This is a genomic window from Emticicia sp. C21 (assembly GCF_003418935.1).
In the GTDB taxonomy this organism is placed as follows: domain Bacteria; phylum Bacteroidota; class Bacteroidia; order Cytophagales; family Spirosomataceae; genus Emticicia.
In genome coordinates this window covers 146,502-165,525 of the sequence record NZ_QVMT01000007.1, presented here as the reverse complement: position 1 = coordinate 165,525, position 19,024 = coordinate 146,502, and the positions used below count along the sequence as shown (strand labels likewise).

At 39.8% G+C, this 19,024-nt stretch carries 15 protein-coding genes; all 15 read left to right on the top strand.

The window, feature by feature from the left end:
• The first annotated feature begins 29 nt into the window (after window positions 1–29).
• The 15 genes from D0T08_RS17265 (at window position 30) to D0T08_RS17195 (ending at window position 18,954) form a co-directional block, all read left to right on the top strand.
• Window positions 30–1,568, top strand: coding sequence for a phosphatase PAP2 family protein (locus D0T08_RS17265; RefSeq protein WP_116983922.1), 1,539 nt, complete (start codon window positions 30–32; stop codon window positions 1,566–1,568).
• 54 nt (window positions 1,569–1,622) lie between these two features.
• On the top strand, window positions 1,623–2,693 hold the full coding sequence (locus D0T08_RS17260) for a hypothetical protein (protein ID WP_116983921.1): 1,071 nt from the start codon (window positions 1,623–1,625) through the stop codon (window positions 2,691–2,693).
• A 2-nt stretch (window positions 2,694–2,695) separates the two neighbouring features.
• A complete protein-coding gene (locus D0T08_RS17255; protein ID WP_116983920.1) occupies window positions 2,696–3,238 on the top strand; it encodes a carboxymuconolactone decarboxylase family protein in 543 nt (180 codons plus the stop codon).
• An 84-nt stretch (window positions 3,239–3,322) separates the two neighbouring features.
• Window positions 3,323–3,886, top strand: coding sequence for a carboxymuconolactone decarboxylase family protein (locus D0T08_RS17250; RefSeq protein ID WP_116983919.1), 564 nt, complete (start codon window positions 3,323–3,325; stop codon window positions 3,884–3,886).
• A gap of 48 nt (window positions 3,887–3,934) precedes the next feature.
• Window positions 3,935–6,706: a TonB-dependent receptor gene (locus D0T08_RS17245; RefSeq protein ID WP_116983918.1), complete on the top strand. Its 2,772-nt coding sequence runs from the start codon at window positions 3,935–3,937 to the stop codon at window positions 6,704–6,706.
• Window positions 6,707–6,773: 67 nt separating this feature from the next.
• Window positions 6,774–9,032 carry a CRTAC1 family protein gene (locus D0T08_RS17240; protein ID WP_158561284.1) on the top strand — a complete coding sequence of 753 codons (2,259 nt, stop codon included), beginning with the start codon at window positions 6,774–6,776 and terminating at the stop codon, window positions 9,030–9,032.
• 33 nt (window positions 9,033–9,065) lie between these two features.
• A complete protein-coding gene (locus D0T08_RS17235) occupies window positions 9,066–9,920 on the top strand; it encodes a hypothetical protein (protein WP_116983916.1) in 855 nt (284 codons plus the stop codon).
• A 23-nt stretch (window positions 9,921–9,943) separates the two neighbouring features.
• Window positions 9,944–11,197 (top strand): MFS transporter, encoded by a 1,254-nt coding sequence (locus D0T08_RS17230; protein ID WP_116983915.1) that lies wholly within the window; start codon window positions 9,944–9,946, stop codon window positions 11,195–11,197.
• 11 nt (window positions 11,198–11,208) lie between these two features.
• Window positions 11,209–11,751 carry a carboxymuconolactone decarboxylase family protein gene (locus D0T08_RS17225; protein WP_116983914.1) on the top strand — a complete coding sequence of 181 codons (543 nt, stop codon included), beginning with the start codon at window positions 11,209–11,211 and terminating at the stop codon, window positions 11,749–11,751.
• A gap of 31 nt (window positions 11,752–11,782) precedes the next feature.
• Complete coding sequence (locus tag D0T08_RS17220) at window positions 11,783–12,352, top strand: carboxymuconolactone decarboxylase family protein (protein ID WP_116983913.1); 570 nt, start codon at window positions 11,783–11,785, stop codon at window positions 12,350–12,352.
• A gap of 309 nt (window positions 12,353–12,661) precedes the next feature.
• Window positions 12,662–13,132, top strand: a complete 471-nt coding sequence (locus tag D0T08_RS17215) for a hypothetical protein (RefSeq protein WP_147322791.1) — start codon at window positions 12,662–12,664, stop codon at window positions 13,130–13,132.
• 174 nt (window positions 13,133–13,306) lie between these two features.
• On the top strand, window positions 13,307–15,454 hold the full coding sequence (locus D0T08_RS17210; RefSeq protein WP_229238981.1) for a TonB-dependent receptor domain-containing protein: 2,148 nt from the start codon (window positions 13,307–13,309) through the stop codon (window positions 15,452–15,454).
• Between the two features lie 56 nt (window positions 15,455–15,510).
• The gene (locus D0T08_RS17205) at window positions 15,511–16,701 is read left to right on the top strand and encodes a DUF3179 domain-containing (seleno)protein (RefSeq protein ID WP_116983910.1); all 1,191 of its coding nucleotides are present in this window, start codon (window positions 15,511–15,513) and stop codon (window positions 16,699–16,701) included.
• A gap of 273 nt (window positions 16,702–16,974) precedes the next feature.
• Entirely contained in the window at window positions 16,975–17,466 is a 492-nt protein-coding gene (locus D0T08_RS17200) for a gamma carbonic anhydrase family protein (RefSeq protein WP_116983909.1), read from the top strand.
• A 126-nt stretch (window positions 17,467–17,592) separates the two neighbouring features.
• Window positions 17,593–18,954 carry a vanadium-dependent haloperoxidase gene (locus D0T08_RS17195; RefSeq protein ID WP_116983908.1) on the top strand — a complete coding sequence of 454 codons (1,362 nt, stop codon included), beginning with the start codon at window positions 17,593–17,595 and terminating at the stop codon, window positions 18,952–18,954.
• Window positions 18,955–19,024 lie beyond the last annotated feature (70 nt).

Genomic DNA, 19,024 nt, shown 5'->3' with positions numbered 1-19,024 from the left:
AGTTCACTCATCGAACAAGGGGCCGTAATATGAAAAAAAAACATTTATCACTTATTCTTCTTGCTGCTTTTAGCTTAGTTGTTTCATCTTGTAACAAGGACCTGGAAGAGCCATTAAGAGAGGCTTATATTCCTGCCAAATTAGATGAAAAAGGCGGCACCTGGAAAACTTATATTTTAGCCAGTTCAGACGAAGTTGCTGTAGCAGAGCCTAAAGCAGCCGGTTCTACAGAATATCAGGCAGAACTTGCAAAATTGAAAACTACGATATCGACTATTACCCCTGAAAACAAGAAAGCAGTAGCTTACTGGGGTGCCGGTGCGGTGTATCGTTGGAACGAAATCGCTCGTGAGTTAGCAGCACGTTACAATCTTCCTCCTGCTTCTAATGCAGAAGGTAAATATCCAGTTCCTGATGCTGCTAATCCGTTAGCTGACCCGAAATTCCCTTTTGCCAATCCTCCTTATGTATCTCGTGCTATAGCATATCTAAGTGTAGCGCAATATGATGCCTTAGTAGCTGCCTGGAATTATAAATATAAGTATAATCGTAAGGCCCCGTCTAAAAACGATGCAACGGTTTCTACTTTATTGCCTGTTTCTGATTTACCTTCTTATCCATCAGAAGATGCTGTTGTGGCAGCTGCTTCTTATACAATCTTAGCAGCTATGTTTCCGGGTGAAGTACCGTTATTGGATGCTAAATTGGCAGAAGCAAAAAACGCCCGTATCTGGGGTGGAATGAATGTAGATTCTGATATTTCGGCAGGTGATGCTTTAGGAAAAGCAGTGGCAGCTAAAGTAATGGGCAGAGCAAGAACTGATGGTATGTCTGGTGCTAACAACCAGACTGTAAATGCAGCAGCCATTGCTAATGCCAAAGCTCAGGGTTTGAAATCTGAGTGGCTAAGTCAGGAAATGCCTGCCCGCCCGCCAATGTTACCAAACTATGGTACGGTAATGCCCTGGAACTTCGACAAAGCGACTATGATTGCTATGCGCCCGGGCCCTCCTCCGGGATTAGATAGTGATGGATTTAAAACGGCTCTCGATGAATTGAAAAAAATAGATAAAGGCCAGACACGTGAACAAGCTCGTATTGCTAATTATTGGTCTGATGGTGCCGGAAGTTATACTCCTCCGGGACATTGGCACAGAACAGCAGCTAATTTATGCTTTCAGAATAAATTAAGCGAATTAGCTACAGCACGTGTACAGGCATTGCTTGGAACTTCGCAAATGGATGCTGCTATTGCTTGTTGGGATACTAAAAATTATTATTATTATCCTCGTCCGCAACAGTTTGGTTTAAAGACTTCGGTAGGCTTGCCTAATTTCCAGTCTTATACCTCGGGTCACTCGACCTTTTCAGGTGCAGCTGCGCATGTATTGGGTTCTATTTTCCCTGCAGAAGCAGAAAAAATGACTGCTTTGGCTCAGGAAGCCTCTAACTCAAGGGTTTATGGGTTAATTCACTTCCGTTTTGACTGTACAGCAGGCTTAGAGCATGGTAAAAAAATCGGTCAGGCAGCAATTGCTCGTGGTAAGGCAGATGGCTCAGGTCTATAAGACCTGGGTTTAATTCAAAACCTATTTTTACATTTTCTTTCAAACGTATTCTCAATGAAAAAAATATATTATTTTTTCTCATTAGCTCTGCTATTGGGATCACTAAACGCAAATTCTCAAGGTTGTATCGCTGTTCGCCACATGGCCTCTGCCACTGGTAATCCAAACAGCACCGTTTCTCAGATGAAAGGCGGACAGTTTCAGTTTACAACATCGTATCGTTACTTACACTCATTCCGCCACTTTGTGGGTACTGAAGAGCAAAAAGAACGTATGGCAAACGGAACAGAGGTAATCAATAAATCGCATGCTTTTGATTTTGGTTTAAGCTATGCAGTAAATCCTCGCCTGAGTTTTGCTTTAAATATCCCTTTTATTGATAATGCCCGTTCTTCTTTATATGAGCATTATGGTAATTCAGTTGAGGTTAATCCTGAGCAGAAACGTTTTTTTACTTATTCAAAAGGAGTAGGTGATATGCGTTTGTCAACTACTTACTGGTTGTTAAATCCAGCCACGCATTTGAAAGGTAATGTTGCTATTGGTGTAGGTATAAAAGCACCAACCGGTGATGCTAATGTGCAAGGAGATTTTCATAAATTAGACAAGAACAAAAAAGAATATATTCAACGTAAAGCGCTTGACCAATCAATGCAATTAGGTGACAGCGGTTGGGGATATAGCGTTGAACTACAAGGCTATCAGTCTATATTCAAAAATGCTTCTGTTTATTTCAATGGATTTTATATGTTCAGCCCTAAGACTGTTAACCCTGCTACAAATTTCTCAGTTCCTGATCAATTTGCAGGCCGTGCGGGTGTAAGCTATGCCATTGTACCTAAAAAAGGAATCTCGTTTGCCTTAGGCGGTAGAGTAGAAGGTTTACCTGCTATTGACAGAATCGGAAGCAGCGAAGGTAACCGTCGTCCGGGTTATATCGTTTCTATAGAGCCAAGCTTATTGCTAAATACACATCATCATTCTTTTGTATTTGCTGTACCTTATGCACTAGTGCGTAACCGTATCAAATCGTGGAGTGATATGCAAGACCCTACAGGCAAGAAACACGGTGATGCGGCATTTGCTGACTATCTGATTTCAGCTACGTATGCCTACCGTTTCTGATAATGGCTCATATCAAATTGTTGAATGAGGACTTACCGGGTATCTCGGGACTTCTCACCAATAATCCTCATACAGCCGCACCGTTATTGAATTTAGCGGAAACCTTGTTGCGTGGCCCGTCTACGCTGACAAGTGGTGAGCGGGAATTGATTGCTTCTTACGTTTCGCATCTGAATGATTGCCATTTCTGCCATACTTCGCACGGAGCAGCGGCAGCAGCACATTTAGCTTGTGATTTATCTATAATAGACGACATCAAAAAGAATTTTGTCCAGACCGACATTTCACCTAAACTAAGAGCTTTGCTTAACATTGCCGCAAAAGTACAAAAAGGTGGCAAACATGTGTTGGAAGCAGATGTAGAGGCAGCTCGGAATGAAGGTGCTACCGATGAAGAAATTCATGATTCGGTATTGATTGCGGCAGCATTCTGTATGTTTAATCGCTATGTTGATGGCTTAGGCACGTGGGCTCCTAAAGAAAATGAGGCCTATCGTGAAATGGGTGAGAAAATGGCCTTTTTAGGTTATAATCGTCCTCGCTAAGCTCAATTAGTTATCCCTGATTATTTTATCATCACTACCATTGGCCTAAAATAGCCAATACAGGATTTCCATTGTCTAAAAATTATGCCTCATATATCACTTCCTGGCCATTTACCCGGTATTACGGGTTTATTAGAGTTCAGTCAGGATACTGCAGCGCCTATCCGTGAATTAACACAGATTCTTTTAAGAGGTGAAAGCTCTCTGACACAAGGTGAAAGAGAGTTGATTGCCACAATCGTGTCACATAACAATGAGTGCAGATTTTGTACCTCGGCACATACGGCTGCGGCTGACTTACTGTTAGGTGAATCAGAAACCTGCGAAATGGTAAAGCATGATTTAGAAAATGCCCCTGTCAGTGATAAAATGAAAGCTTTACTGACAATTGCTAAAATGGTACAAAAAAGCGGTAAAAGTGTTACACCGGAAGCAATAGCTCAGGCTAAAGCGCAAGGAGCAACAGACATGGAAATTCATGATACTGTGCTTATTGCGGCGCTTTTCTGCTTATATAACCGCTATGTTGATGGCCTGGCGAGCGTCACGCCAAGCGAACCCTCATTTTATGAGTACTTAGGTGAAAGAATTGTAAACCACGGGTATACACGTTTACCTCAAGGCTACGACCACCTGAAGAAAAGTTAAGATGAAAATTAAAATCATTCCCATCCTAGTTTAACCTAAATAGTTCTGATGAAAAAAATCTTTACATATATAATTTTACTACTATTTATTTCGGCAGGAGTTTTTGCTCAAAAAACTGTGATTAAGGGCAAAATCTCCGATGCCGAAACACAAAAACCGTTAGTGGGTGTTTCTGTTGCCATTAAAGGAAAAGTGGCAGGAACGATTACTAATGCTGAGGGTAACTTTGAGTTGAGCACTGTACTTCCGACTACTTTAATAGTCTCAATGGTTGGATATGAGCGTCAGGAAGTGGTAGTGAACACCGAAACCTCTTTGTTAAATGTCTCTTTAAAAGCAGGGGCAGAGGACTTAAACCAGGTGGTAGTTTCTGCTTCAAGAATTGAAGAGAATATTTTACGCTCGCCTGTGAGTATCGAGAAAATGGATGCAAGGACTATCCAGCAAAGTGGTTCTGCTAACTTCTATGATGCTTTAGTAAATATGAAAGGATTGGATATGGTAACCAGCAGCCTTACCTACAAACAGGTTAACACCCGTGGATTTAATACCACAGGAAACAGCCGTTTCCTGCAATTAGTTGATGGGGTTGACAACCAGTCAGCAGGTTTAGGTTTTACAATGGGAAACTTGTTTGGCCCACATGATATTGATGTTGAAAGCGTAGAGTTGATTCCGGGAGCGGCATCTGCTCTATATGGCCCGATTGCATTCAATGGTATGTTGCAGATTCGCACGAAAAATCCATTTGATTACCAGGGGTTGAGTGCGCAAGCTAAATTTGGTGTAAACCACATCAATGATGGTACAGGTCTTGGTGCGAAACCAGTGTATGATTTAGCGCTACGTTATGCTAAGGCTTTTAATAACCGCTTCGCTTTTAAAGCAAATGTAGCTTATCTGAAAGGAACAGACTGGTATGCCAATGACTATACCGACATCGACCCGAATACTGCAGTAGGTAGTCGTGGCCCGAATAATCCTGGTAAAAACGCATTGAATATTTATGGTGATGAAGTAGCCCAAACCATTGCAGGTATTGGTCGCGTATCAAGAACAGGTTATGAAGAAAAAGACCTGGCTCAATACGGTGTGTATAGTCTTAAATTAAACGGTTCGTTGCATTACCGCATTACAGATAACTTAGAAGCAAACTATCAGGCTAACTATAGCGAAGGGATTGCGCAATATACAGGTAGTAGCCGTTTTGTAATCAATAATTTCCATATGATGCAACATCGTCTGGAATTAAAAGGAAGCAATTTTTACCTGAGAGCCTATTCGAATCAGGAAGATTCACAGGATTCTTACAATAGCCGTTCATTAGGCCAGTTAATTAACCGTATGTGGGTAAAAGGCTTAGATGGTAATACTGTTGCTCCGGGGCAAGCTGATGCTACCTGGTTCCAACGTTATGCTGCGGCCTTTAATGGTACTATTAATGGGGTAGGTGGTCAAAACCATACGGCGGCACGAGCCTTTGCCGATCAGGGTAGAATACTACCGGGTACAGCGGCATTTGAAGCGGCCAGTGAACAATTGATTAAAACACAAGGGTTGAGTGGTGCAGGTATTTTTAGCCGTTGTGGTTTGAAGCATATTGAAGGAATGTATGATTTCAGCAAACACCTGAATAATGTGTTGAATTTACAGATTGGTGCTAACTACAGAAGATATTATTTAGATACCCAAGGAACGCTTTTTGATGATAAAGGCAAAAATCTGACAAATGATGAGTATGGAGCATTTCTTCAGGCTTCAAAATCTTTGATCAATAATAAGCTGAAAATTACTTTATCAGGCCGTTACGATAAAAACGAAAACTTTGATGGTCGTTTTACACCAAGAGCATCAGCGGTTTTCTCTCCTAACGACAATCATCATATCAGAGCTTCTTACCAGACAGGTTTCCGTAACCCTGTAATCGGTGACCAATACATTAAACTGAATGTTGGACCAATCATCATTCTGGGTGGTGCGCCTGTAAACTCAGTGGGCATGGGTGCTTACGAAAATTCATTTACTGTAGCTTCGGTAGGTGCATTCGGTGGTGCTGCCGGTGCACAATTGGCGCAAGGTGTTCCGTTCCCGACAGTTGTGGCTAATCACAAAGACAAACTGGTGAAATCTAATGTGCCTTATATCCAACCTGAAAAAGTACAAAGTTTTGAGATTGGCTACAAAGGCGTTTTCAGCCAGAAAGTATTGTTCGACATCAATTATTACTACAGCCAGTACAAGGATTTTATTATCAATACAGTGGTTATTCGTCCTGATAGCCCGGTTCTTTTACCGGATGGTTCTGTTAACCCGGCTGCAGCAGCTGATATTCTGGGTGGTAAAACTCAGGCATTCCAGTTGTATACCAATGCTGCTGACAAGGTTTCGATTCAAGGCGTAAGTGCAGGTTTGTCTTATTTGTTACCTAAGAGCTATCGTCTGAATACCAATATTACATGGACCAGCTTCAATTTATTAAATGCTGACCCAAGTAATATCCCGGCATTTAACACACCAAAATGGAAAACCAACGTGTCGTTCGGCAATCCGAAACTGACAGATAAGGTTGGCTTTAACGTAACATGGCACTGGCAAAGTGCTTTCGACTGGTATGGTACATTTACTTCTAATTTCCCGGGCAGAATCAATGCTTATAGTTTATTAGATGCACAAGTGAGCTACAAAGTTCCGGGCATCAAATCTATTATTAAGCTAGGTGCATCAAATCTGACTAATCAATACATTGTACAGGCTTATGGCTCTCCGGCTGTAGGTGGCTTATACTATGTAAGTCTGAATTTTGATGAATTATTGCGGTAAATCCATTCAGGGATACACTTGTAAGCGTAGGTGTATCCCATACTTTATACATATAAAATCCTCAACAATGAAAGTTTTTGAATTATTATCTCAGAAATTAAAGTATTGGTTTGTACTGTTCAGTTGTCCGATAATGTTTTCGTGCAGTAGTGATAATAGTGATGAAATGGTTAAAATATTGGGACAAATCCACAAAGACAATTTCAAAAAAGAGAATCCATTTTATCCTGAAGCCGAGTTAGCGTTTTTCGATTCAATGGTTGCTGTGACTAAAAATAACTCTTATAAAAACTTTATTTCAGAATTTTATAAGGCTAATTCTTATCTGAAAGTGGGTGAAGAAGCAAAAGCTGTGGCTCTTTTAGAAAAACTTTTACCAATGTCATTGACCCAATATCAGGGTAATGTTGATAAGGTTATGAATAGTCTGGGCATTGCTAATTTACGTTTAGCCGAGCGCCAGAACTGTGTCAATAACCATACAACTGAATCATGTCTTATTCCGATTGTGAATAGTGGCGTGCATAGGTTAAAGGCAGGTTCGCGCAGAGCTATTGAGGTATATAGTGGAATTCTGGCAAGAATTCCCAATGATTATGAGGCCAGATATTTATTGAATATGGCATATATGACCATCGGGGAATATCCGGATAAAGTCCCCGCAGAATTCCTGATTCCGAATCTGGATAAAGATATGTCAGGCGTAAGTGTTAAGCCTTTTATTGATGTAGCACCGGATCTGGGCTTGAATAAGAAGAATAAAGCGGGTGGTGTGATAGTGGAGGATTTCAATAACGATGGATATCTGGACATCGTAACCTCAGACTGGGGTTTGGATGGAGCTATGTACTATTTTAAAAATAATGCCAATAATACTTTTACAGATGTATCAGAAAAATCAGGGCTGTCAAGATTTAAAGGTGGCTTGAATATGATGCAAGCCGATTATAATAACGATGGCTTGATTGATATTTTTGTATTAAGAGGGGCTTGGATGCCTGACCCATTTGGACAACAGCCTAACTCATTATTAAGAAATAATGGTAACGGGACGTTCACTGATGTAACAATTGATGCGGGTCTACTTTCGTTCCACCCGACACAAGCAGGCGCTTGGAGAGATTTCAATAATGATGGTTGGTTAGACTTATTTATTGGTAATGAGACTAAGAGTTTAGGCGAAATGCATGGCTGCGAGCTATATATCAATAATAAAAACGGTACTTTTACTGAGATAGCGGCAGAGGTAGGTTGTAATGTAAATACCTTTATAAAAGGTGTTACAGTAGCTGATTATGATAACGATGGCTGGCAGGATATATTTCTCTCTACCTTGCAGGAAACCAAAGTGCTTTTGAAAAATAAAGGTATTCAGAAGAATGGTAAGCTGGCATTTGAAGACGTAACCCATAAAGCAGGATTAGGAGAAGTATTTAGGTTCACATTCCCGACATGGTTCTGGGATTATGATAACGATGGCTGGCAGGATATTTTTATTTGCGGTTATCAGTTTGATGGATCCTTAAGTGGCTCTTATACTTCAGACTTATTGGGTATTCCGAATTTAGCCAGTAAAATGTATCTATTCAGAAATAAACATGATGGTACATTTGAAGACGTGTCGGTCGAAGCAGGGGTGAATCATAGCATATTTGCGATGGGTTCAAATTTTGGCGATATCGATAACGATGGCTATCCGGATATGTATCTGGGTACAGGTAACCCTGAATATCAATCGCTTGTGCCGAACAAGCTGTATAAGAATATTGACGGCAAAAGGTTTGCTGATGTAACTATTTCGGGACGAGTAGGTAATCTACAAAAAGGGCATGCCGTTGGGATTTCAGATATTGATAATGATGGTGACCAGGATATTTTTATAGAGGTAGGAGGGGCTTATACAGGAGATGCCTATAACAACTCATTTTATCTGAATCCGGGACAAAATGATAATCGTTGGATTAAGTTAAAATTAGAGGGCACAACCAGTAATAGAGCTGCTATCGGAACCAGAGTAAAAGTAACATTTAAAGAAAATGGTAAGACCCGCTCGGTTTACCAGGATGTAAATTCAGGCGGGAGTTTTGGCTCTTCTTCTTTAAGAAGAGAAATAGGTATAGGCCAGGCTACTCTGATTGATGAAATTATGATTATCTGGCCGGGTACTAATAAGAAACAGATTTTCAGAAATATAAAGCCTAATCAGTTCCTGAAAATAACAGAAGGGAACGATGCATTAGAAGAAATTAACCTGAAAAGCCTTAACTTTGATAGGAACAATAAACCAATACCGATTTGTGTTACCCCTACAGGCAAATTAATTTGATTTGCAGGAGTTTAACACGGTCATTTAAAGCATATGAGTACAATTCATTCACTATTAATCAATCCTTTTTCTCCAAAGCATACTTTTGAAGAGAAACTTTTCTTCTGGCTACGTTTTGGTGTTTTAGGTTGTTTCGTAGGACATGGTTTCTGGGGTGTGGTGACGAAGAAAGGCTGGTTACCGTTTTTTAAAGTTTTTTTTATCAGCGAACCTATAGCCTATAATTTCATGCCTCTGGTTGGTGCAATGGATATTCTGATTGGGCTGATTGTATTTCTTTATCCGAATAGAGCACTTTTACTTTGGGCTTCTTTCTGGACAGTATTTACAGCTTTATTACGCCCATCAGCAAGTATGGGGATGTCAGAGTTCTTTGAGCGTGCAGGCAATTTTGGAGTACCGATTCTTTTCTTTCTGGTTTACGGATTTCCTGCGACAGGAGAAAAGTGGTTTTCAAAACTAAAACCACTAACATCTATTTCATTACAACAAGCCTATACTATTGAATGGGTATCACGCCTAAGCTTATTCAGCTTATTGGCAGGGCATGGCGGGTTAGCAGTATTTATGAATCACCCGACTTTAATTAAGAATATGACCGGAGTTGGCTTGCCAATGACAGGCTTAAACTTACAGGTATTCGGCCTATTCGAGATTGTACTAGCCTTTCTGGTATTACTTAAACCACGGATTCCGGGATTATTGATATTCATATGCTTATATAAACTCGCATTCGAATTGCTTTTCCCGATTGTAGGAACAGCCAAAGATATTTTTGAAACAATTGAGCGCATGGGGGATTATGTACTACCTATGATTCTTTTTGAATATTATCGCTCTAAATACTATAGTCAAGCCAAGCACCGGACATCGGTTTCAAATACCTGATACACCTTTAATTAACCTAAACAATGACCTTAACAGCGGAAAGCGAATTAAAACAAGAAGTACTTTCTCCCAATGTCAGAGTGTTGGCATTTATACTTTGCCTTATCAGCTATGCTTTTGGCGGGACAGTTTCCACTTTAATGTCAGTTTATTTACCTGTGGCCATACCTGAATTGTTGAATGAGAAAGTTTCAGAGGCTCGTTTAGGTGAAGTAGGAGCTTATATCAGTGCTGTATCATTATATGGCTGGATGATAGGTGGTATTTTGTTTGGAGTAGTGAGCGATAAGATAGGTCGTAAAAAGGTATTAGTACTAGTGACAGGTTTATATGGAGTAGCTACTTTGCTAACTGTATTTGTGCCCAACTGGTATATGCTGATGGCTTATCGCTTTTTCTCAGGCATGGGTGTTGGCGGAGTTTTGTTGGTATCAACGGTGTATATTTCTGAAATATGGGTTGAGAAGACAAGACCAATTATAGTAGGGATTTTAGCCGTAGCTTTTCCGGTGGGGATTGTCGCATCGGGTGGATTGAGTAAACTTTTTGCAGAATGGCGTAGTGCTTTCTGGATAGGTTTAATACCAATTGCTGTAGCACTACTGATAGGTTTATTGTTGCCGGAATCTCCTAAATGGAAGAATTTAAAGAATGTTGACAAATCATCATCAGATGGTTTATTCAATGAAGCTTATCGCCCTAATCTGATCAAAGGCTCTGTAATATTCGGTGCTGTGCTGATTGGTTTGTGGGGCATATTCTCGTGGCTACCAACCTGGATACAAACCTTATTACCTGCCGGAGAAAGTGGACAAAGTGAGAGAGGTAATACGATGATGCTGTTAGGAATTGGTGGTATTGTCGGAGGAATTTTATCAGGTTTTCTGATTCGTGCCATTGGTAACCGAAAAACACTTATGTTGACGTTTATTGGTGTAATATGCGCTTGTTGTGTTTTATTTTTGACAAACAAAACCTTCAGCCCGGTTATTTACGCCGAAACTGCGTTACTAACATTATGTTTTGGTATTAGTCAGGGTTCTTTGTCGAGCTATATACCAGAATTATTTCCTACTATTATCAGAGCTACCGCAACAGGTTTTTGCTTTAATGTGGGCCGATTCTTTACTGCCACTGCAGTATTCTTTGTGGGTGCTCTTGTTACTTTTTTTGGTGGATTTGGTAATGCGTTGCTGGCATTTTCAGTTATGTTTTTTGTGGCTTTGGGTATGGCTTATTTCAGCAAGGATAATGAAGCAAACTTAATTAACTCATAATTAACAAGCGTATGTCTTATATTAAATTACCCGAAAATGCAGTAGGAATGCGAGGTCTGATGGCTTTTCGCCCACATCTCGCTCCGCATTTAGGGGCATTTACGGAGGGGATTTTGTGTATTGAAGAAGGATTAACTAAAGCTGAGCGTGAGATTATAGGCACGTTGGTATCGAAGCTAAACGATTGTCAGTTATGTGAAGGAGTTCATGGAGCAGTAGCGGCTTGTTATTTAGATGATAACGAAGCGTTGATTGAGCAAATCAAAGAAGATTATGAAAATGCCCCGATTTCTGATAAACTAAAGGCTTTGCTTTCTATTGCGGCTAGTGTGCAAAAGGGAGGCAAGCATGTGAAGGAAATCCAGATAAATAGAGCGAAAGAACTAGGTGCAACCGATATAGAAATACACGATACGGTGATTATAGCAGCGACTTTCTGTTTTTTCAACCGGTATTTAGATGGAATGGGAATAGTCCCTATTGAAGACCCGGAAATCTTCCGGCAGAGAGGGAAAATGATTGCAGAAGGCTTGGGCTATGCACCCAAAAAGTAAAATGAAATTAAGACTTTAAAGGAACAAGATAATGGCTTACATTAAATTACCAGAAGAAGAACTATTACCGGGTATCAGAGGATTAATGGCGTTTCGTCCGGATACGGCTCGTCCGTTGAATGCTTTGGCAGAAATTCTCCTGAGAGACCCAAACAATAACCTTTCACCTGGTGAACGCGAAACCATTGCCACTTATGTTTCTTATTTGAATGATTGCCTGTTTTGCCAGAGTGTACATGGGTCAGCTGCCCAATGTTATCTGGAAGATGATGGTACTTTGATTGCACAAATCAAGAAAAATTATGAAGAAGCGCCAATATCAGATAAGCTAAAGGCTTTATTGGCTATTGCAGCCAGTGTGCAGAAAGGCGGGAAGAACGTAACAACAGCACAGGTAGAAGCCGCAAGAAATGCGGGGGCAACAGATAAAGAAATTCATGATGCGGTGTTGATTGCTGCAGCCTTTTGCATGTTTAATCGTTATGTAGATGGTTTAGGTACCTGGGCACCTACCGACCCACAAGCTTACGCGGCCAGAGGTATTCGTATTAAAGAAGATGGTTATGCCAATTTCGATGCGATGAAAAGCATCGGCAAGTAAAGATATTGAATCTTAGTTTTGATTTAATCATAGGTTGACAATTATACTCTGCGCACCGGTTGGTGTGCAGAGTTTCTAAAACAAATGATTATTGAAATGATCGAAACAAATATTCACAAAGAAATTAGTCTGTTTTGTTTTTAGTTAAAAAATTTACGGACTCTGCATATCTTATAGATGTGCAGAGTTTTATTAAAAAAGAAAGATTTTTATTGAATTTATAGATATTTAGTATTTACCTTGAAAAAAATAGCGTCAATCGGTCTGTTATTGCTTCTGCTCTACAATATGTTTGGGCTGACAATAACTATGCTATTTTTTGAGGATAATTACAGTGCGAGTTCGAATGTGATTATAGATGATAAATGGAAAATTATAAAAATACCTACTACTGCAAAAAATGCACATTATAATAAGGGCAATGCAGAAGGATTGATACGCAGTGGAGATGATTTTTATAATATCATGCACGAGTATCAGGAGAATGATACCTTATATGTCATTTTAAAATCAAACCAGAATGCACAGGAACGTTTTACGGAATTCACCTCCCTGATTCTGGGTATGAATGATACCAGTGCAGATACTCCACAAAGTCCATTAGGAAAACTGGTAAAGCTATTTGGTGATTTGCAGAAAATTTATGTGGCTGATGCCATGCAATTGAGTTTAAGTGAGCCGATTGTTGAATCGTATTATTCCTCTTTTTATATAGAACCACAGCAGTCCAATGAGCAGGTGATACACCTGTTACATTCACCTCCGCCGGAGTTAACCTAATTTTATATAACGATTACCTGGTATAATGCTCTCCCGGTGAGGGTATTATACCTATTTTCTTTTAATAAAATTAGTGTTAATTGAAGCAATCTATAGGCAGCCCTGAAGGCTGTTTATCCTGTTTTGCTTCCAAAGGAATTTTTTATGAAATCAATTCGATTATTATGCATACTTATGGTATGCTTTACAAATATATATGCACAGCAAACAGATTCGGTAAAAGTTAAAGAATTAGAAGAAGTAAACATTTTAGAACAGCGCTATAAAAATACGATTGAGCGTTTGCCATTGACACAGGGTACTTATCTGTTTGGTGGCAAGAAAAGTGAAGTGATTAATGTTTTGGGGGCGGATGCCAATATTGCCGAGAAAACCCCACGCCAGATTTTTGCTAAAATTCCGGGGGTATTTGTATATGATATGGATGGAACAGGAAACCAGACCAATATATCCACCCGTGGACTTGACCCGCATCGTGGCTGGGAATATAATATCCGTGCCGATGGTATCATGACTAATTCAGATATATATGCTTATCCGGCAAGCCATTTCAGTTTACCCATGGAAGCCATTGAGACGATTCAATTGGTTCGTGGTACGGGTTCATTACAATATGGCGCGCAGTTTGGAGGTATGCTGAACTATATTGCTAAACGTCCGGATACGACAAGGGTTTTTAATTTTGAAACGATTAACTCTTTAGGCTCTTTTGGTCTGGTTAGTACTTATAATGGTATCAGTGGAAAAATAGGTAAATTGCAATACTACGGGTATTATTCAAGACGGCATTCTGATGGATACCGTGATAATTCACAAAGTGATTATAGTGGAGAAGCCTTTGGTATTACTTATCAGGCCTCTTCAAAAGTTACTTTGAAGGCCGATTTGAAACATTCAAAATATGTCTATCATATTCCGGGACCATTGACAGATAGTATGTTTTACGCGAATCCCCGAATGTCAACCCGTTCACGCAACTATTTTAACCCGACTATATATGTGCCATCTATTTCGGCAGATTTTCAGTTTAACCCGCGTACCCGTGTTTCTGTTGTAGCATCAGCGGTGTTGGGAGATAGAAATAGTGTGATGCTGGATAAAACGGCTAATGTTGTAGATGCCATTGATCCGAAGACTTTACAATATGTGAATCGTCAGGTGGATATGGATCATTTTCATAGTTATTCAGTAGAAGCCCGCTTATTGCACGGTTATAACCTGGGAAAAATATCGTCTATTTTAGTAACAGGCGTACAGTTGATTAATAATGATCTGAATCGTCAACAATTAGGTAAAGGCACAACTGGTTCTGATTATGATTTAACGAAGACAGGTGATTGGATGAGAGATATGCATCTGAAAACACAGAATGTTGCCTTCTTCGCGGAAAACCGTTTTGCGATTACCTCTAAATTTTCCGTTACACCGGGTATCAGGGTAGAAGTGGGCGAATCGAATCTGAGTGGAAAGATTGCTTATTATGATGCAGGTCAATTGCCAACCAAAATTTCGCATCATTTTCCATTGTTGGGTCTGAATGCCAATTATCAGGTTAATCAATCTCAGAGTTTGTATGCTGGATTTGCACAGGCTTACCGTCCGGTGGTGTTAAAGGATATTGTTCCGGCGGCTTCTTATGAGAAGATAGATAAAAACCTGAAAGATGGTTATGGTTATAATGCTGAAATTGGGTACAGAGGCAATGCCGAACATTGGAAGTGGGATATCAGTGCTTTTCAGTTGCAGTATAATAACCGTATGGGTATTACTTATGGTACTGAGACAAATGGCGATTTCTATTACCTGCGGACTAATATAGGCGATTCGCAGACGAATGGTTTAGAGACATATATTGAGTACGATACCAGATTGTCACAAAAATCAACGCTATCTGTTTTTACTTCTACGGCTTATATGGATGCTCGTTATCAGGAGGCAGCCGTAAGGGTAGGAGACAAGAATATAAGTGTAAAAGGCAACAAAGTAGAAAGTGTGCCTGAGTGGATAAGCCGCAACGGACTCACATTCCGTTATACGAAACTTAGCGTGACAGCGCTTTACAGCTACACAGCTAAAAGCTATGCTGATGCCTTGAATACAGTTAAACCAAATGCTACCGGAACAGTGGGACTAGTACCATCATATGGTTTGCTGGATATTAATGCTACGTATCGTGTAACAAGAAGCATGATGTTAAAACTGAATATCAACAACCTGACAGATGAACAATACTTTACTAAAAGACCTACTTTTTACCCTGGTCCGGGTATATGGTCGTCGGATGGCAGAAGTGTAAATCTGACGCTTGGGTTAAAAATATAAGTAAACTATTTGGTCGTCCTGCAGAGGCGGCTTTTACCTAAAACAACCTAATTACAATGACCCCTACACTAAAAAAACGTTTGTTCTGGATAGGTGCCATATGCCTTATCGTACCTGCCTTCTTACAAGCTTATTTATTGATGCCCTTTCCGGGAAGTCAGGATTTAGAAGCCATCAAGCTAACCTATTACCTTGAGAAAATAATTCTGGCTTCAAGAATTATAGGCTTATTGCTATTGGCTTATCCGGCATGGTCGTATATCACCCAGGGCAGTATTAAACAGAAGGTTTTAGTAGGAGTCATTGTATTAGTAGCCGGAGGGCTTTATTATTTTACCGATGTTTCATACAGAGCAGAGGTAATGTTTAAAGAGCCAGGAAAGATTCAGTTTGCTACCCGGAAGGATAATAAAGTGCCTGATAGTCTGGTAGTAATGACCGTTGTAAATGGGGGAGTAGCTAAAGCGTATCCGATAAAATTTGTTGGGTACCATCATAAAATACAGGATAATGTAGGGGATAAACCAGTTTTGGTTACTTACTGTACCATGTGTCGCACCGGTTTGGTATTTAGCCCGATAGTAGATGGTAAAAAGCAAATCTTCCGTTTGGTTGGTGCAAGACATTATAATGCCGTAATAGAAGACTCAGATACTAAAACCTGGTGGTATCAGGCTACAGGGGATGCTGCAGTAGGAGAGCAGGCAGGGAAAAAATTAGATATCATACCTTCAGAACAAATGACCTTACAATCGTTCTTCGCAAAATATCCTGAGGGTCTGGTATTTCAGGCAGATAATACCTTTGCTAAAGAATATGATGAATTGAAAACTTATGACCGTCGTCAGCGTAAAGATGAAGATTCTCTGGCAAATCCTGGTAAAGTATGGGATAAAAGTTGGGTAGTCGGGGTAAGTATTGATAATAAGAATAAAGCCTATGTATGGCCTAACGTAGTAAAATTAACTACGCTTAATGATAAAGTAGGGAATACACCAATTGCGATTGTAGTGGAGCCAGATGGTCACTCTTATCATGTTTTTGCCAGAACTGTAGATGGCAAAATATTAAATTTTGTGCAAGACCCTGCTGGTTTCAGAGACAGAGAAACCAATAGCTTATGGAACTGGCAAGGCGAATGTGTAGATGGTGAACTGAAAGGGAAAGCTCTACCTAAAATACAATCCTATCAGGAATACCTGCGCGCATGGAAGCAATTCCATTCGCCAACTGAAATCTGGCCATAAGGTATATTAGAAATCAGGATGATTTACAAATGCTATGAATTTTTTTAGAAACTGTTTGAATTAAATTTTTAGAATCAAAATGCATTATTTTTTACAAAGGCAAGGCGCTAAAACCGCAGTTTAGCACATCTAAATGAGGATTTTAGCAACGCAGTATTTGTGAAAAAGAATCATTTTGAACAAAATAAGATTAATTCAAACAATTTCTTAAAGATTGATTCATGAAAATTCATAGCATTTGTGTTTATTCGTAGCATATTCAAAAAATAAAGGATGGGATATTTTATTGCACCAAATGCAAGTGTGATGGGTGAGGTAACACTTGGCGAAGATGTTTCAGTATGGTACTCGGCCGTCATTCGGGCTGATGTAGAAAAAATTGTGATAGGCAACCGTACCAATATTCAGGATGGTGCCATTCTGCATGCAGACTTTGGCGAACCTACCATTATCGGTGAAAATGTAACCGTAGGGCACGGTGCTATTGTGCACGGTGCTACCGTTGGAGATTTCTCATTGATAGGTATGCGTGCCACCATATTGAATAGGGCCAGAATTGGAAAGTACTGTATCATAGGGGCAAATGCCCTGGTAACCGAGGGTATGGAAATTCCTGATTATTCGATGGCTGTAGGTACACCCGCTAAAGTGATAAAAACCTTGTCACCGGAAATAGCTGAAAAACTGGCTATGAGTGCAGAGCATTATGTAGAAATGGCACATGAACATAAAACAGGAAAGTTCCCATTAAAGACCGATAGGTAAATGTTCTTTTAAGAAATTCTAAAATTTTCTTTTAATAAATTTGAATACAAAAACCTTGTCCAGTCTTTTGGCAAGGTTTTTGATTTTATTCTGAATAGATTTAGGTCAGGAAAAAAAGAAAACTTTATGAGGAATCTGTACGCAACGTTCTCATTAAAACGCGTAAAGGTAACTTTATACGCCATTACATGCATACTTTCTATATACCTCACTTCTTGCAAAGATAAACCTGGCAAAGAAGTAATTGCTCCTGCTGTTGAATCAAAGAAAACAAACCAATATGATGCAAGCCTTGCCATTAACTGGTCAACCCTTCAATTGCGCCTGATAAAATCCACTCCAGGATATGCTTCACCTGTAGCGGCACGTAGTCTGGCATATACCAGCCTTGCCTTTTACGAAAGTGTTGTATATGGTTTAACAGGTTATCAATCGTTATCGGGAAAAATCACAGGATTAAAAAATTTACCTGTACCGGATTCAACCAAAGAATATAACTGGGGCATAGCGGCTAATGCTGCCATCTCAACTTTGATAAAGGAATTATATGCCACAACTAACGACGATAATAAAGCTTCGATAGACTCCTTACGTCGGGTTACGGAAGCGGCATTAAAAACGGGTATCACCAATCAGCAATTAATAGAACGCTCGATTAATTTCGGTGCGGATATTGCCAAAGCTATCTGGGATTATTCAAAAACCGATGGAGGAAATGAGAGTTGGAATAACAACTTCCCGACTACTTATAAAGTGCCTGTAGCTATTGGCTCGTGGGAACCTGTAAGTAATCAGAAGATACCATTACTGCCTTTCTGGGGCAAGAACCGTAATTTTTCGTCGCTCAATAATAATGTAGCACCTGAAGCACCAATAGCATTTTCGTTCAAAGAAAACTCTACAATGTATAATGCAGCTAAAGAGGTATATACTATAGGTAAAGCACTAACAGCCGACCAAAAAGTATTAGCCGGATTCTGGTCTGATGCCACCATTACACCAGCCGGACATAGTTTCAGCATTGCTAATATTGTTTTGAAAAAAGAAAAAGTTAAACTCGATAAAGCTGCCGAGGTCTATATCAAATTAGGGTTAGCCATAAATGATGCCTATGTAGCTTGCTGGAAATCGAAATATAACTATAATCTGATGGCACCTGTTACGTATATCAGACAAGCTATTGCGCCAGGCTGGTCGCCATTTATAACCACACAGCCCGTTCCGGCTTACACCTCTGATAATGCCACGGTTTCCGGGGCGAGTGCTGAGATACTAACCTCTATTTTCGGAGATAATTACACTTTTACTGACAATACTTATACAGGGAAACTACCCAACCGTACATTCAAATCGTTCGAAGAGTATACCAATGAAGCCACTGTTGCACAGTTGTTTGCAGGTGTTCAATACCGGATGGCGAATGAGAACGGACAAAAGAATGGCAAAGAAGTAGCAAAGAATATATTAAAGCTTAATTTTAAAAAATGACCCAAGGAGTAAAAAAGATTTTTAGTACACGATAGAATCCCTTTGTTTAAAACCAGGCTCACTTTCTTGA

Excerpts from the sequence above, each read along its gene's own strand:
- D0T08_RS17260 (WP_116983921.1), top strand. The coding sequence starts at position 1,623 with ATGAAAAAAATATATTATTTTTTCTCATTAGCTCTGCTATTGGGATCA.
- D0T08_RS17220 (WP_116983913.1), top strand. The coding sequence starts at position 11,783 with ATGGCTTACATTAAATTACCAGAAGAAGAACTATTACCGGGTATCAGA.
- D0T08_RS17205 (WP_116983910.1), top strand. The coding sequence starts at position 15,511 with ATGACCCCTACACTAAAAAAACGTTTGTTCTGGATAGGTGCCATATGC.
- D0T08_RS17210 (WP_229238981.1), top strand. The coding sequence starts at position 13,307 with ATGGTATGCTTTACAAATATATATGCACAGCAAACAGATTCGGTAAAA.
- D0T08_RS17255 (WP_116983920.1), top strand. The coding sequence starts at position 2,696 with ATGGCTCATATCAAATTGTTGAATGAGGACTTACCGGGTATCTCGGGA.
- D0T08_RS17230 (WP_116983915.1), top strand. The coding sequence starts at position 9,944 with ATGACCTTAACAGCGGAAAGCGAATTAAAACAAGAAGTACTTTCTCCC.
- D0T08_RS17245 (WP_116983918.1), top strand. The coding sequence starts at position 3,935 with ATGAAAAAAATCTTTACATATATAATTTTACTACTATTTATTTCGGCA.
- D0T08_RS17225 (WP_116983914.1), top strand. The coding sequence starts at position 11,209 with ATGTCTTATATTAAATTACCCGAAAATGCAGTAGGAATGCGAGGTCTG.
- D0T08_RS17235 (WP_116983916.1), top strand. The coding sequence starts at position 9,066 with ATGAGTACAATTCATTCACTATTAATCAATCCTTTTTCTCCAAAGCAT.
- D0T08_RS17240 (WP_158561284.1), top strand. The coding sequence starts at position 6,774 with ATGAAAGTTTTTGAATTATTATCTCAGAAATTAAAGTATTGGTTTGTA.
- D0T08_RS17200 (WP_116983909.1), top strand. The coding sequence starts at position 16,975 with ATGGGATATTTTATTGCACCAAATGCAAGTGTGATGGGTGAGGTAACA.
- D0T08_RS17250 (WP_116983919.1), top strand. The coding sequence starts at position 3,323 with ATGCCTCATATATCACTTCCTGGCCATTTACCCGGTATTACGGGTTTA.
- D0T08_RS17265 (WP_116983922.1), top strand. The coding sequence starts at position 30 with ATGAAAAAAAAACATTTATCACTTATTCTTCTTGCTGCTTTTAGCTTA.
- D0T08_RS17215 (WP_147322791.1), top strand. The coding sequence starts at position 12,662 with ATGCTATTTTTTGAGGATAATTACAGTGCGAGTTCGAATGTGATTATA.
- D0T08_RS17195 (WP_116983908.1), top strand. The coding sequence starts at position 17,593 with ATGAGGAATCTGTACGCAACGTTCTCATTAAAACGCGTAAAGGTAACT.